Source organism: Kribbella endophytica (assembly GCF_054781295.1).
Genome location: NZ_BAAGUR010000001.1, coordinates 3,195,038 through 3,208,211, shown reverse-complemented (window position 1 = coordinate 3,208,211; position 13,174 = coordinate 3,195,038). Strand labels below are relative to the sequence as shown.

Here is a 13,174-nt window from a genome sequence, read left to right as displayed (position 1 = left end):
CCACGATTACGCGATCCCGATCCGCTCGACCGCCCGGCAGCACTGGACCCACCGGTGGCGGTGGGCGCCTCGGGCCTGACACCTGTTGCTGCATTGGCCCCTGGGATGGCGGCCGCCGCATCGGCCCGGTTGCCAACTGCTGCACTCGGCTTGCCTCCGTCACCAGGCACAGCCTCACCGGCTCCGAGCTGTTCGGTGCTCATGCGTCCTCACCCATCAGGGCCAGGACCTCGGCCTCGGTGGGCATCGCCGTCGAGCACTCCAGCCGCGACGCCACGACAGCCCCCGCGATGTTCGCGAACCGAATGATCCGTTCCAGCGGCCACCCTGCGAGGAGACCATGACAAAGCGCTCCACCGAAGCCATCGCCAGCGCCGAGTCCGTTGACGACCTCGACCGGGAACGGCGGCACCTCCACCCGTTCGTCGCGGGTCCGCGCCAGGGTGCCCTTCGGCCCCTGCTTCACCACGGCCAGTTCCAGCCCCCGGTCGAGCAGCGCCTGCGCCGCCTTGTCCGGATCGGTCTCGCCAACGGCGACCTCGCACTCTTCCCGGTTGCCGACGGCAACCGTGCAGTAGTCGAGCGCCTTGCTGACCTGGGCGTGCGCCTCACTCGGATCCGCCCAGAACATCGGCCGGTAGTCCAGGTCGAGGACGGTGATCGGCCCGCGTTCGCGTGCCTCCCAGGCGGCGAAGTGGGCCGAGCGGCTCGGTTCGGCGGACAGCCCGGTGACGGTCGACCAGTAGATCTTCGCGTCCTTGATCGCCTGCAGGTCCAGCTCGTCGGGGTTGATCACCAGGTCCGGCGCCTTCGGGAACCGGTAGAAGTACAGCGGGAAGTTGTCCGGCGGGAAGATCTCGCAGAACGTGATCGGCGTCGGCAGCCCTTCGACCGGCGTGACGAACCGGTCGTCGACGTTCAGCTCACCGAGCGCCCGGTGGATGAACGTGCCGAACGGGTCGTTCCCGGTCCGGCTGATCACCGCCGCCTTGCGCCCGTGCTTGGCCGCCGCCACGGCGACGTTGGTCGCACTCCCGCCGAGGAACTTCCCGAAGCTTTCGACGTCCTCCAGATGCGTCCCCGTCTGCAACGGGTACAGGTCGACGCCAATGCGCCCGATCGTCAGTACGTCGTCCGCCATCAGACCACCCCACCCTTGACCGACCCCGCGGCATCGGTACTCGCGTCAGCCTGCGCACCCTCACCCGGGACACCGCCGGCGCCGGCACGCGCGTGCGCACCACCGGCTGCGTCGGGTCGCGCACCTTCTCCCACGCCCGCGGCCCGGTCGGCTCCGGCGCGGGCTTCTACTCCGCTGGCTGCGGCCGCGTCGGCGCCAGCGGCGAGGTGGCGGAGATGAGCGATGCTCGCGCGCACGTCGACGACAGGGCCCTCGTCGGTCGGGCGGGCCTGGAGCATGGTGTCCTGCTCGAGGACGTACCAGCCCTGGTAGCCCGAAGACTCCAGAGCACCGATGATCGTGGTCAGGTCGACGTCGCCCTGACCGAGCGGGCGGTACATGCCTTCGCGGACCGCGTCGGTGTAGCTGAACTCACCGGACTGGACCTTCGCGGCCCACGCCGCGTCGACGTCTTTCAGATGGGTGTGCTTGATGCGGCCGGTGTGCTCCAGCGTGAGCGCGACCGGGTCGACGCCGCCGATCATCAAGTGACCTGTGTCGAGCGTCAGGCCGATGGTCGAGCCGTCGAGCACCCGGCGTACGTCGTCCGCGTTCTCCACCATCGTGCCGACGTGCGGGTGGATCGTGGCAAGCACGCCCTGCGCGGCGGCCAGTTCGGTCAGCCGGTCCAGGTTGGCAAGCAGCGTGGCCCAGCCCGCGTCGTCGAGCACCGGCCGGTCGTCGTACCCGTCCTGCCCGGTCGCAGCAGCGATCACGAGGGTCGTGGCGCCGGCAGCGACGAACCCTTCCAGCGCCCGCGCGACCTCGGGGACCGGGTCGTGCGACGGATCGTGCAGGACCACCGGTACGAATCCGCCGACCGCCCGCAGCCCGACGTCGGCGAGCGTCTTCGCCTTCTCCGCCGGATCCTCGGGCAGGAAGCCGTCCGGTCCGAACTCGGTCGCCGCGATCCCGACGTCGCGCATCTCGGCCAGCACCGTCTCCGGGTCGTACTGCCAGCCCCAGCCGGGCACCTCGCAGACTCCCCACGAAATCGGGGCTCCGGCGATCCGGGCAGCTACGTCACTCATCGGCCGATCTCCTCCATACGGACAACGCGGTTCTCAGAACGGGACAGTTCGCAGGCATCCGCGATCCGGAAAGCCTGCAGGGCATCGCGGACAGAGCAGGGGACGTCGCGGGTACCGGCGACGACCTCGGTGAACGCCGTCAGCTCGGCGACGTACGCCGGGCGGAAGCGGTCCATGAAGGTGGTGTGCGGATCCCCGCCGGGGAAGGTCACCCCGGCCTCGACCGAGCGCAGTGCGGTGTGCTCGTCCAGACCGACCGCGATCGAGCCGAGGCTGCCGAGCACCTCCATGCGGACGTCATGACCGGCCGCGTTGTAGCGGGTTCCGCTGACCGCGGCGAAGGTGCCGTCGTCCAGCGTGAGCAGCGCGGCGGCCGCGTCGACGTCGCCGTACTCGCCGAAGAAGGCCTCGCCGCGGTTGGCGCCGGTCGCGTAGACGCTGACCACCTCGCGGCCGGTGACGTACCGGATGATGTCGAAGTCGTGGACCGTGCAGTCGCGGAAGAAGCCGCCGCTGGTCGGGATGTACCCGGCGGGAGGAGGGAACGCGTCGTTGGTGTTCGCCCGGATGTGGTGGACGAAGCCGAGTTCGCCGGAGCGGACCTGCTGAGCGGCGGCCTGGTAGCCGGCGTCGAAGCGGCGCTGGAAGCCGATGTGTACCGGGACGTCGGAGCCTTCGACCAGCTCGACAACCCGCTGGGTCTCGGCGAGGTCGAGCGCGACCGGCTTCTCGCAGAAGGTCGGGATGCCCGCGGCGACGGCTGCCTCGATCAGCTCGGCGTGCGCGGAGGTTGCGGCGGCGATGACGAGTCCGTCGATCCCGCTCGTCAGCAGCGCGGGGACATCGGGAGCGAACTCGGCCCCGAGCTCCTTGGCGGTCAGCTCGGCCCGGCTTGCGTCCGCGTCGGCCATCACCACCTGCTCGACGGCCGGCAGACCCTTCAGTGTCGCGGCGTGAAACGCGCCGATCCGTCCGACTCCGACCAACCCGATCCGCATCCGCGGCCGCCCTCTCGTCGTCCCTTGGTCCGTGCCCTGTGCCACCTCGGTGGCTTCCTGGTGCTGCGTCACCCTGTGGCCTCCCCGCGGTACGCAACCGCTTCGACGGTGCCACGCTCGCAGCTCCCGCGGGCCGTGTCCGTGCAAGGACTCGTCCGCGGGCGCGACAGTGCTCGAGCACGACGCCGGTTGCCGCGCCCCAGCTTTCCGGTCCGGCCAGGGAGAGTCAATACTTTGTAAGCACATTTTCACGTCGGGACATACATACCTCTCTCCTGTAACATCCCAGGCCATGGCCGCCCTGCCGATTCAGATCGATCGGACCAGCCCGGTGCCGCTGTACCACCAGCTGGCCGAGCAGCTGACGGCTGCCATCACCGACGGAATCCTGCGTCCCGGCGACCCGTTCGAGAACGAGATCGCGATGTCGGACCGGCTCAGCCTGTCGCGACCGACGGTCCGGCGAGCGATCTCCGAGCTGGTCAACAAGGGCCTCCTGGTCCGACGCCGCGGCATCGGCACGACGGTCGCCAACCAGATGGTCCACCGCAAGGCGGAACTCACCAGCCTGTACGACGACCTCGAACGCGAAGGGCGCACGCCGCGCACCGAGGTCCTGTCGCTCAACTGCGCGGCCCACGACGACCGAGCCGCCGAAGCCCTGGGCCTGCCACCGGGTACGCCGCTGGTCGCGATCGTCCGCCTCCGCTACGCCGGCGACGTCCCACTCGCGATCATGCGCAACTGGTTGCCCCCGGCAATGGACGACCTCACTCAGGAACAACTCACCACCGAGGGCCTGTACGCCGTCCTCCGCGCCCGAGGCATCCGCCCGACAGTCGCCCGCCAACGGATCGGCGCCCGCAACGCCTCCGCCGAAGAACGCCGCACCCTCCACATGTCGAAGGCTGAACCACTCGTCACCATGACCCGCAGCGCCTACGACGCCGACGGATCAGCAGTCGAGTTCGGCGACCACTGCTACCGAGCCGACCAGTACTCAGTAGAAGTCATCGTCTCGGACAGGTGAGCACGCCGGGGCCCGACCCAACGCTGGCCGACAGCCGCGACCGGTCCGCCAGGGCCGATTCGGGTGCCCGTCGCCAGCGGGTGCGACTGCGTGGGCAGGAGTGGTTCCCGGTGCGCTCCGACAGCGAGGTCGCGGAGATGGTCGTCGAGGGCGAGGATCCCTCGAAAGTCACCCCTGGCGACAAAGTCCTCGCGATCATCTACCTGACCTCGGTCTTCCTCGTACCCATCACCGTGGTGTGCTGGATCTTCGACCTGTGGGGCGATCAGGAGATCTACTACGCGATCCCGCTCTTCGCGGCCGGCGCCGTACCGTGGTTGCTGGCGTCAGACCTGTGCGAGTCGGTCAACCGTTCCGAGTACTCACTGCTGGCCCTGAGAACCCAACTCTGGCTCCACCTCGGCGGAGCGATCCCCTCGGCGCTCCGCACCCTCCGCGGCACCCGCACCACGGTCGCAAACCGTTAGCCGACCGGCAACACCAGCACACCTCTCAGATCGCCGAAGAACGAAGCGGCAACCGTCGATCCGCAGTACGGCGATCAGTTGCGCGCCGACCTGGTCGGTAGGCCCGCCTGCGGTCCGGGGCCTGGTGTGTGTGTTGGCGTTGCCGGATGGGCCGGGAATGCGATCCCGGCCCATCGGCGTACGAGTTGCTAGGCCTGGTTGACCATCAACGTCCGCACCAGGCGGAGGCCGACCGAGAGGTGGGCCAGTTCTGGGCCTTCGGTTTCTACGATTTCCTCGAGCATGGTGGCTGCTCGGGACAGGGCCGCGTCGTTCTGGTCCTGCCAGGAGATGACTCGGTCCTCCGGCTCGGCCGTGGGGTCGGTGGTGGCGAGGACCTGGGCGGTGAGACGCGCGTGGACGGCGTGGAGGTCGTCTCGGAGGGCGGCTCGGGCCATCGTCTGCCAGCGGTCGGTGCGGGGCAGGGCGACGATGCGCTCCAGGAAACGACCCAGCTGCAGGCGCTCGCCCAGGGCGAAGTGGACCTTGGCGACTTCCAGGATGTCGAGGTCGTCGCGTTCGGCGGTCTCGACGATGCCGAGGCCGGCATAGGCGGGCGGCAGGACGGCGATCCGCGTGGCGAAGTCGGCGGGGACGTCCTTGTCGACCAGGGCCTGGCGGCGCTGTTCGAAGAGGGCGAGCTCGCGGCCCCGGAGGACCTCGGGCAGGGCCGTGGTGAGCTTCGAGATCCCCGGCGTGAAGAACTCGATGAGCTCCGCGATGTCCATCGGGGGACGCCGGTTGCTGACCAGCCAGCGGGTGGCGCGCTCGACCAGGGTGCGGGTTTCGAGGCGCATCCGAGTTTGGGTCTCGGCGTCGACGACGTTGTCGAGGTCGGCGTTGAGCGCCAGCAGGTCCGGCTGCGCGAAGATCCGCGACGCCGCCAGGTTGGCCCGTACGACGTCCTCGGCGGTGCCGCCGGTCTCCAGGGAGAGCCGGTGGAACGCGGTGATGCCGGAGGAGTTGACGAACTCGTTGACCACCTGGGTGGTGATGATCTCGCGGCGCAACTGGTGCGACTTCATCGGTTCGGCGAAGCGTTCCTGGATCGCCCGCGGGAAGTAGCTGACCAGCTTGTTGGACAGGAAGTCGTCGTCCGGCAGCGAGGTCTCCAGCAGTTCGGCCTCGAGCACGATCTTGGTGTACGCGATCAGCACGGACAGCTCCGGCGAGGTCAGCCCACGCCCCTCGGCCTTGCGGCGCTTGAACTCCGCGACGCTCGGCAGGAACTCCAGCTCCCGGTCCAGCAGGCCCTGACGCTCCAGCCGGCGGACCCAGTCCTGGTGGACGTGCATCAGCGCGGCGGCCTGCGAGGTCGCGTTGGCCAGGCCGATGTTCTGCCGGTAGTTGCTCTTCAGGACCAGCGCGCCGACCTCGTCGGTCATCGACGCGATCACGTCGTTGCGCTGCTTCTCGGTCAGGTCACCGTCGGCGACGACCTTGTCGAGCAGGATCTTGATGTTCACCTCGTGGTCGGAGGTGTCCACGCCGGCCACGTTGTCGATGAAGTCGGTGTTGATCCGCCCACCACCGGCGGCGTACTCGATCCGGCCGAGCTGGGTGAAGCCGAGGTTGCCGCCCTCACCAACCGCACGGGCGCGCAGGTCGGCGCCGTTGATCCGGATCGCGTCGTTCGCCTTGTCGCCGACGTCGGCGTGCGTCTCCGACGCGGCCTTCACGTACGTGCCGATGCCGCCGTTCCAGAACAGGTCGACCGGCGCCTTGACGATCGCCTGCATCAGCTCCGCCGGCGTCAGCGTGGACGGATTCCCTTCCAGGCCAAGGGCTTCGCGAACCTCCGGAGAGATCGGGATCGCCTTGTCCGTCCGCGGGTAGATGCCGCCACCGGACGAGATCAGCGCGGTGTCGTAGTCGGCCCACGACGAGCGCGGCAGGTCGAACAGCCGCCGCCGTTCCACGAACGACGACGCCGCCTCGGGCGTCGGGTCGAGGAAGATGTGCCGGTGGTCGAAGGCCGCGACCAGCCGGATGTGCTCCGACAGCAGCATGCCGTTGCCGAACACGTCACCGGACATGTCGCCGACACCGACGACGGTGAAGTCCTCGTTCTGGCAGTCGTGGCCCATCTCGCGGAAGTGCCGCTTGACCGACTCCCACGCGCCGCGGGCGGTGATGCCCATCGCCTTGTGGTCGTACCCGACCGAACCGCCCGAGGCGAACGCGTCGCCGAGCCAGAAGCCGTACTCCTTGGCGACGCCGTTCGCGATGTCGGAGAACGTCGCCGTTCCCTTGTCCGCGGCAACGACCAGGTACGCGTCGTCCCCGTCGTACCGGACGACATTGCGCGGCGGGACGATGTCGCCCGCGACGATGTTGTCGGTGATGTCGAGCAGCCCCGAGATGAACGTCTTGTACGACGCGATGCCCTCGGCCAGCCAGGCGTCGCGGTCGGCCAGCGGATCCGGCAGCTGCTTGGCGTAGAAGCCGCCCTTCGCACCGACCGGCACGATCACCGAGTTCTTCACCATCTGCGCCTTGACCAGGCCGAGCACCTCGGTCCGGAAGTCCTCGCGCCGGTCCGACCAGCGCAGACCACCACGCGCGACCGCGCCGAAGCGCAGGTGCACGCCCTCGACCTGCGGCGAGTACACGAAGATCTCGTACGCCGGCCGCGGCTGCGGCAGGTCCGGGATCGCCTTCGGCTCGAGCTTGAAGCTGACGTAGGCGCGCGGCTCGCCGTCCGGGCCGGGCTGGTAGTAGTTGGTCCGCAGCGTCGCCTTGATCACGGTCAGGTAGGACCGCAGGATCCGGTCCTCGTCCAGGCTCTTCACCGTGTCCAGCGCGGCGCCGATCTCCTTCTCCAGCTGGGAGATCGACTCGCGCCGTACCGGATCGTCGAAAGCACCGCGGTCCGGATCGAAGCAGGCCTCGAACAGCTGGACCAGCAGACCGGCGACGTCGACGTGGTTGAGGAACGTGTTCTCGATGTAGTCCTGGCTGAACGGCGTACCGCCCTGGCGGATGTAGCGCTGGTAGGCGCGCAGGATCGAGACCTGCCGCCAGCTCAGGTTGCCGCGCAGGACGAGCGCGTTGAGCTTGTCGGACTCGGCCTTGCCTTCCCAGACCGCGCGGAAGGTGTCGGAGAAGAGCTTGCGCAGCTCCTCGCGCTCCTCGGCCTCGCCCGGCGCGCGCAGGCCGAAGTCGTAGATGTACGCCGTACCGCCGCCGGGACGACGGATCTCGTACGGACGCTCGTCGATCACCTCGACGCCCATGTGGGTCAGGTGCGGCAGCACCTGCGAGAGCGACAGCGCCGAACCGGTCCGGTAGACCTTGAACCGGCGTTCGCCCTCCCACTCCTCGTCGATCGGCGAGTACAGCGACATCGCCAGGCCGTTCTCGGCCGGCAGCTTGTCGAGGATCATGACGTCCTTGACCGCGACGCGGGCGTCGAAGTCCTCCTTGTACGCCTCCGGGAACGCACCGGCGTACTGGCTGTTCAGCCGGGTGACGGCGACGTCGCCGCCGAGCACGTGCAGCGCCACGGCGAAGTCGTCCTGCCAGGCGCGGGTCGCCTCGACCACCCGCTGCTCCAGCAGCTCCGCGTCGTACTCGCCGACCGTCTGGCCCTGCTTCATCCGGACCACGAAGTGCACCCGGGCGAGCACGGACTCGGTCACGTAGGCGGCGTAGTCGACCGAGTCGGCGCCGATCGCGTCCTTGAGGATCTGCTGCATCTTCAGCCGGACGGCGGTGGTGTAGCGGTCGCGCGGGAGGTAGACCAGGCAGGACAGGTAGCGGTTGTAGACGTCACGCCGTACGAACAGCTTGACCGCGCGGCGCTCCTGCAGGTGCAGCACGGACTGCACGATCGGCAGCAGGTCCTCGACCGGCGCCTGCAGCAGCTCGTCGCGCGGGTAGGTCTCGAGGACGTCGAGCAGGCCCTTGCCACTGTGGCTGTTCGGGTCGAAGCCGGTCAGGCGGAACAGCTCCAGCGCCTTGCGCCGCAGTACGGGGACCTGCATGACGCTCTCGGTGTACGCCGTGGACGACAGCAGGCCGATGAAGCGCTGCTCGGCAACCGGCTCGCCGTTCTCGTCGAACGACTTGATGCCGACGTAGTCCAGGTACGAAGAGCGGTGCACCGTGGAGCGCGAGTTCGCCTTGGTGAGGATCAGCAGCTTCTTCTCGCGGGCCTTGGCACTCACCTCCGGCGGCAGCAGCCCGGCGTTGTCGCCCTGGGCCGGGTCGGGCCGCAGGATGCCCAGGCCGGTGCCCGGTACGCCGCGCAGGACGCCCTGGTCGCCGCGCATGGTGAAGGCGTACTCGCGGTAGCCGAGGAAGGTGAAGTGCTCGTCGGCGAGCCACTCCAGCAGCTCGCGGGCCTCTTCGACCTCGGTCGCGCCGACCGGCAGGTTCGCGCCCTTCTCGGCCAGGTCGTTGGCGATCCCGACGGCCTTCTCGTGCATCTTCGGCCAGTCCTCGACGGCCTCGCGAACGTCACCGAGGACGCGCTGCAGCGCCTTCTCCAGCTCACGGTGCTCGGCCGGGTCGGCGATCCGCTCGACCTCGAGGTGCATCCAGCTCTCGCGGACCAGGTCGTGCGCGTCGGGCGAGCTGGAGTCGTCCAGGACCTCCTGCAGGGTGCCGGCAACATCACGGCGTACGACGAACTGCGGGTGGATCAGCAGCTGCAGCTCCAGGCCGCGGTCGGTGACGACCATGGCGGCGCTGTCGACCAGGAACGGCATGTCGTCGACCACGATCTCGACGACCGTCCGGCCGTTCGCCGACCAGCCGTGCTCCTCCACCGTCGGGGTGAAGACGTGCACCTTGGCCGTGCCCTGCGGGCGCGAGGTGGCCGACTTGTAGTGGTGCTTGGCCGCGCCCAGACAGTCCTGCGGCTGGCGCTCGGCCACGTCCTCGGCGGCCACGTACCGGTAGTACCGCTCCAGGAAGCTCTTCAGCTTCTCGGGGTCCACCGACTTGTCGTGCCCGTGCGATCCCGCAGCCACTGCCTTGGCGAGCACATCGGCCTTCTGGACGTCCAGCTTGCTCTGCATTCCCCACCGTTCCACACGTGATTTCAGCGCTCCGAGCGCCCGGCCGCACGCCGTTGTGCGCCTCCCTCAGAGATTAGTCCACTTCTGTCACTGGTGTGATGGCGGGACGGTCCTTTCGAGGTGCCTTACAGCTCACATTTAACAGTCGGACGGGCGCCGTTCAGGTCCGCTGCAACCGAAGGGCCAAGGCCGGGCAGGCGAGGGCTGCGCGGCGGGCGTTCGTGAGCTCACCTGGAGTGATCCGGCGGCCGCGGAGGACCGGGAAGCCCCACTCGTCGAGGGTGATGTCGTCGGGCAGCAGGGTGGCGCAGAGTCCGTGTGCGTCGCAGCGGGTCCAGTCGATTTCGAGCTTGTGGTCCGTCACCAAGCACCTCCGGGGACAGGAAGGACACCCTGTACGGCGCTGCCGCAGGTGCCGGTGGTCAGGTGTCGTTCGAGGTCGTCGGTGAAGATCTCCAGGGCCGAGGCCAGGAAGCGGGCCGAGCCGTCGGGATGTGCGCAGGCGCCTCGGCCGGGGACCAGTCCGAGGTGGCGTTGCGCGTCCTGCCAGCCGGTGCGGTCGCCTTGAAGGAGTCGGGCGAAGTCGTCGACCAGTGCGCCGAGTCCGAAGAGGCAGGGGCCGCACTGGCCGGCCGACTGACTCGCCAGCCACTGGGCGACGCGGTGTACCTCTCCGAGCGGGCAGGTGGTCGAGCCGAGGGCCAGGACGATGCCGGCTGAGACCTGCGGACGGCTGAGGGTGACGCCGTCGGTCCCCGGCAGCCAGCGGCCATGATAGCCGCCGAGGAGGACCGGGCCGGTCTCCGCACCGGCGTACTGGAGGACGGTGTCCAGCGGGATGCCGGTGGGCGTCTCCAGTACGCCGGGACGCTGGACTGCGCCGGCGATGGTGAGGAGCTGGGTGCCGGGTTCGCTGCGGAGACCGGTGGCACTGAACTGGCGGGAGCCGAGTCGGGCGAGTACGGCGAGCTGCGCGAAGGTCTCGACATTCGAGAGGAACGTGGGTCGGCCGTCGAGGCCTTGGCGAGTCGGCAGAGTACGCCGTCCGGGCGGGACGGCTGGGCCGCCGTCCAGGATGCTGAGGACCGCTCGGGCCTCTCCGGCGACGAAGCGGCCGGGGGTGTCGGCGATCTGGATGTCGAGGCCGTCGCTGCGGTAGCGGTGTTCGGCCTCGTCGGTGATGCGCTCGGCGACGGCGGCCCGGAGCGAGGCTGCTGCGGTGGCGTCGTGGACGGCGATGACGACTCGGGGCGCTCCGAGCGCGCGGGCCAGGCCGGTGGCGCCGTCGAGGACGAGGTGGGGAGCCAGGGTGAGGAGGAGGCGGTCCTTGCGGCTGACCGGTTCGCTCTCGGAACCGTTGACAACTACTGCCTCGATGCCCTTGGCCGGAAGGTCGGCGAGCTTGAGTGCTACGGGGAAGCCTGCTCCGCCTCGGCCTTTGAGGCCTGCCTCCTCGGCGAGCGTGGTGTAGGCCTCTCTGGTCAGTGGGGGCTGCTCGCCGTGGGTCCAGAGGTGGCGGGCGAGATCAGCTCGGCCGCTGTCGAGTCCGGCGAGCAGGCGCGCTTCGCCGATCACGCGGAGCTGCTGCGGGGTCTCCTGGAGGATGGTCATCGGGTTCTCCCGGCTCGGGCGAGGCTGAGCGGCGTACTGGCTCTGGCTGTGCGGTTGGTGAGGCGGACTGCGGCTGCTGCACCGACTGTGGCCAGGCAGGCCAGGGTGAGGGCGAACATCCAGGGCGTACCGCGGTCCGTGCCCGCGAGGAGGCTGTGGCCGATCGACAGGAGCCATCCGACAGAGGCGGCGACGTGGATCGAGCGCCAGCGCTTGGTGAAGGCGTGAGAGCGGGCCAGCCGTCCACGGGCGGCGCCGACGACGGCGGCCAGCAGTACGCCGTACAGGGCTAGTACTCCGACGGTGATGGCGAAGGGGCGGTAGCCGGAGGTGAACGGGAGGATCAGGGCCGACGTACTGATGTCCACGTGCGCGTCGGCGAGTACGGCGACGACGTGGGTCAGCAGAAGGACCAGGCCTGTCGCGGAGGCCGAGCGATGGACGTACTGGAGCCAGAAGCGTTGCTCCGGCTTGCGTCCGCCTGCTGCGAGCAGGCCTAGTGCGGCTGCGACGGTGAAGAGGACCAGCGCAGTGACTCCGGCGGCGCGGGCCAAGTACCAGAGGGTCATCAGGCGGCCCTGCTCGCTGCGGGCCAGCCGGCCAGCTCGGTGACTTCACCGTCGGCGTCGACGAGGCGTGCTGGGTGGCGAGCCAGAGTGAGGCGGCCCAGTGCGGCTTCGCCGGTAGCGATGATCGCTGTGCTGAAGGTGTTGGCGCGGACGGCAGTGGGCGCCCAGATGGAGGCAGTGCGGTACGGGCCGTCTGCGGGCTTGCCAGTGCGCGGGTCGATGACGTGGTGAGCTGTGCCGGTCTCCGTGTCCCAGGTGCGCGCCGTACGGGTCGACGTGGTCAGGCCTCCGTGGGCGAGGGTGACTGCGACAGCGGGGTCGCCTTCGCGTTCGGCGACCTTGATGACCCACGGCTCAGCCGGCGTACCGGCGGCGCGCAGGTCTCCCCCGATCTCGACCAGCACTGCGCAGCCGTGGCGCTTGCTGAGGACCAGTGCGGCGCGGTCGGCGGCCCAGGCCTTGGCTGTCGCGCCGAGGTCCAGTGCGGTGCCTTCGGGGATACCGATCAGGGCCTGCTTGCGGTTGAGCTGCACGCGTTGCCAGCCGGGGATGACGGGCGGGATGAGGTCTGGCGCCTTGCGCTGACGGACCGCCTCGATGTCGTCGTCGTAGCCGGCCGCTACGACCGCTGCGCCGACCGTGGGGTCGACAGAGCCGCCGCTGAGGGAGGCGGCGACCAGGCTGACGTCGACGAGGTCGACCAGGAGGCGGGAGACCGGGACCATCGCGCCGGCGCGGTCGTTGACCGTGGCCAGCTCGGAGTCGGGCCGGAAGCGGCTCGCGGCCTTGTCGACTCGGTCCATGAGGGCCTTGAGGGCTCCGCAGGCCGGGGAGAGTGCGGCCGGGTCCTCGACGGTGAGGCGGACTGTGCAGCTCCAGGCGGTCCAGGTACGGGTGGCGGTCATGAACCGTTGCTCCCGCCTTGCGCCGGGGCGTCCTGGTCGGCTTGGCCTAGTCCGCTGGTGCTCTGGTCGCCGGTGGTGCCTTGGTCGTCGCTGTTGGCCGTCGTACCGGAGCTGGTGGCGGCTTGCGGATCGCTGGAGGTGTCTGGCTGGCGTGCTGTCAGTACGGCGACCGCCAGGCCTGTGCTGCCGAGGCCTAGTACGGCGGTCGCGACGGCAGCGGCACCTGCGCGCCGGAGCCAACGGGTGCGGGCGAGGTGAGGGACTCCTGTGGTGACCATGACCGCAGCTTCGCCGTGACGGGCTCAGGCGCACGCCAAGAG

11 protein-coding genes are annotated in these 13,174 nt (G+C 69.5%); 2 read left to right on the top strand and 9 right to left on the bottom strand.

What is annotated here, in order from left to right; all coding sequences use genetic code 11:
- Window positions 1–199: 199 nt before the first annotated feature.
- From iolC to ACYVIO_RS15325, 3 genes are read right to left on the bottom strand one after another with little or no spacing between them, the layout of a single operon-like run.
- Window positions 200–1,141, bottom strand: a complete 942-nt coding sequence (gene iolC / locus ACYVIO_RS15335; protein WP_460651422.1) for a 5-dehydro-2-deoxygluconokinase — start codon at window positions 1,139–1,141, stop codon at window positions 200–202.
- Window positions 1,141–2,211, bottom strand: a complete 1,071-nt coding sequence (locus ACYVIO_RS15330; RefSeq protein WP_460651421.1) for a sugar phosphate isomerase/epimerase family protein — start codon at window positions 2,209–2,211, stop codon at window positions 1,141–1,143. Before ACYVIO_RS15330 ends, iolC begins: the two co-directional genes overlap by 1 nt.
- On the bottom strand, window positions 2,208–3,281 hold the full coding sequence (locus tag ACYVIO_RS15325) for a Gfo/Idh/MocA family protein (RefSeq protein ID WP_460651420.1): 1,074 nt from the start codon (window positions 3,279–3,281) through the stop codon (window positions 2,208–2,210). The genes ACYVIO_RS15330 and ACYVIO_RS15325 overlap by 4 nt, the downstream gene beginning before the upstream one ends.
- 220 nt (window positions 3,282–3,501) lie before the next feature.
- On the opposite strand from ACYVIO_RS15325, the gene ACYVIO_RS15320 reads away from it, so the two are divergent.
- Together ACYVIO_RS15320 and ACYVIO_RS15315 are read left to right on the top strand one after the other, a co-directional pair.
- Entirely contained in the window at window positions 3,502–4,239 is a 738-nt protein-coding gene (locus ACYVIO_RS15320; RefSeq protein WP_460651419.1) for a GntR family transcriptional regulator, read from the top strand.
- A gap of 110 nt (window positions 4,240–4,349) precedes the next feature.
- A complete protein-coding gene (locus ACYVIO_RS15315) occupies window positions 4,350–4,706 on the top strand; it encodes a hypothetical protein (RefSeq protein ID WP_460651418.1) in 357 nt (118 codons plus the stop codon).
- 188 nt (window positions 4,707–4,894) lie between these two features.
- On the opposite strand, the gene ACYVIO_RS15310 is transcribed toward ACYVIO_RS15315, so the two are convergent.
- The 6 genes from ACYVIO_RS15310 to ACYVIO_RS15285 form a co-directional block, all read right to left on the bottom strand.
- On the bottom strand, window positions 4,895–9,769 hold the full coding sequence (locus ACYVIO_RS15310) for an NAD-glutamate dehydrogenase (protein ID WP_460651417.1): 4,875 nt from the start codon (window positions 9,767–9,769) through the stop codon (window positions 4,895–4,897).
- Window positions 9,770–9,929: 160 nt separating this feature from the next.
- Window positions 9,930–10,133 carry a ferredoxin gene (locus ACYVIO_RS15305; protein ID WP_460651416.1) on the bottom strand — a complete coding sequence of 68 codons (204 nt, stop codon included), beginning with the start codon at window positions 10,131–10,133 and terminating at the stop codon, window positions 9,930–9,932.
- Window positions 10,130–11,380: an NADH-ubiquinone oxidoreductase-F iron-sulfur binding region domain-containing protein gene (locus ACYVIO_RS15300; RefSeq protein WP_460651415.1), complete on the bottom strand. Its 1,251-nt coding sequence runs from the start codon at window positions 11,378–11,380 to the stop codon at window positions 10,130–10,132. Before ACYVIO_RS15300 ends, ACYVIO_RS15305 begins: the two co-directional genes overlap by 4 nt.
- Window positions 11,377–11,949: a hypothetical protein gene (locus ACYVIO_RS15295; protein WP_460651414.1), complete on the bottom strand. Its 573-nt coding sequence runs from the start codon at window positions 11,947–11,949 to the stop codon at window positions 11,377–11,379. The genes ACYVIO_RS15300 and ACYVIO_RS15295 overlap by 4 nt, the downstream gene beginning before the upstream one ends.
- Window positions 11,949–12,854 carry an FAD:protein FMN transferase gene (locus ACYVIO_RS15290; protein WP_460651413.1) on the bottom strand — a complete coding sequence of 302 codons (906 nt, stop codon included), beginning with the start codon at window positions 12,852–12,854 and terminating at the stop codon, window positions 11,949–11,951. The genes ACYVIO_RS15295 and ACYVIO_RS15290 overlap by 1 nt, the downstream gene beginning before the upstream one ends.
- Complete coding sequence (locus ACYVIO_RS15285) at window positions 12,851–13,132, bottom strand: hypothetical protein (RefSeq protein WP_460651412.1); 282 nt, start codon at window positions 13,130–13,132, stop codon at window positions 12,851–12,853. Before ACYVIO_RS15285 ends, ACYVIO_RS15290 begins: the two co-directional genes overlap by 4 nt.
- Between the last annotated feature and the right edge of the window lie 42 nt (window positions 13,133–13,174).